This is a genomic window from Limosilactobacillus ingluviei str. Autruche 4, from assembly GCF_000312405.1.
In the GTDB taxonomy this organism is placed as follows: Bacteria; Bacillota; Bacilli; order Lactobacillales; family Lactobacillaceae; genus Limosilactobacillus; species Limosilactobacillus ingluviei.
The window spans coordinates 1-1,350 of sequence record NZ_HE997180.1 but is presented as its reverse complement, the minus strand read 5'-3'; the positions used below and the strand labels follow the sequence as shown (position 1 = coordinate 1,350).

Annotated in this window: 1 rRNA gene; it reads left to right on the top strand. The window is 53.6% G+C overall.

Features of this window, described 5'->3' with window-relative positions:
• Nucleotides 1-1,282, top strand: a 16S ribosomal RNA gene (locus BN54_RS09675); the annotation flags it as partial.
• Nucleotides 1,283-1,350: the final 68 nt, after the last annotated feature.

Sequence of the window (1,350 nt, the reverse complement as noted above, 5' to 3'; positions counted from 1 at the left end):
TAACGGCCTACCAAGGCGATGATGCGTAGCCGAGTTGAGAGACTGATCGGCCACAATGGGACTGAGACACGGCCCATACTCCTACGGGAGGCAGCAGTAGGGAATCTTCCACAATGGGCGCAAGCCTGATGGAGCAACACCGCGTGAGTGAAGAAGGGTTTCGGCTCGTAAAGCTCTGTTGTTGAAGAAGAATGTGCAAGAGAGTAACTGTTCTTGTATTGACGGTATTCAACCAGAAAGTCACGGCTAACTACGTGCCAGCAGCCGCGGTAATACGTAGGTGGCAAGCGTTATCCGGATTTATTGGGCGTAAAGCGAGCGCAGGCGGTTTTCTAAGTCTGATGTGAAAGCCTTCGGCTTAACCGAAGAAGTGCATCGGAAACTGGATGACTTGAGTGCAGAAGAGGGCAGTGGAACTCCATGTGTAGCGGTGGAATGCGTAGATATATGGAAGAACACCAGTGGCGAAGGCGGCTGCCTGGTCTGTAACTGACGCTGAGGCTCGAAAGCATGGGTAGCGAACAGGATTAGATACCCTGGTAGTCCATGCCGTAAACGATGAGTGCTAGGTGTTGGAGGGTTTCCGCCCTTCAGTGCCGGAGCTAACGCATTAAGCACTCCGCCTGGGGAGTACGACCGCAAGGTTGAAACTCAAAGGAATTGACGGGGGCCCGCACAAGCGGTGGAGCATGTGGTTTAATTCGAAGCTACGCGAAGAACCTTACCAGGTCTTGACATCTTGCGCCAACCCTAGAGATAGGGCGTTCCCTTCGGGGACGCAATGACAGGTGGTGCATGGTCGTCGTCAGCTCGTGTCGTGAGATGTTGGGTTAAGTCCCGCAACGAGCGCAACCCTTGTTACTAGTTGCCAGCATTCAGTTGGGCACTCTAGTGAGACTGCCGGTGACAAACCGGAGGAAGGTGGGGACGACGTCAGATCATCATGCCCCTTATGACCTGGGCTACACACGTGCTACAATGGACGGTACAACGAGTCGCGAACTCGCGAGGGCAAGCTAATCTCTTAAAACCGTTCTCAGTTCGGACTGCAGTCTGCAACTCGACTGCACGAAGTCGGAATCGCTAGTAATCGCGGATCAGCATGCCGCGGTGAATACGTTCCCGGGCCTTGTACACACCGCCCGTCACACCATGGGAGTTTGCAATGCCCAAAGTCGGTGGGGTAACCTTTTGGAGCCAGCCGCCTAAGGCAGGGCAGATGACTGGGGTGAAGTCGTAACAAGGTAGCCGTAGGAGAACCTGCGGCTGGATCACCTCCTTTCTAAGGAATTAATCGGAAACCTACACGTTGTTGAAACTTTGTTCAGTTTTGAGGGGTTTACCTCTCAA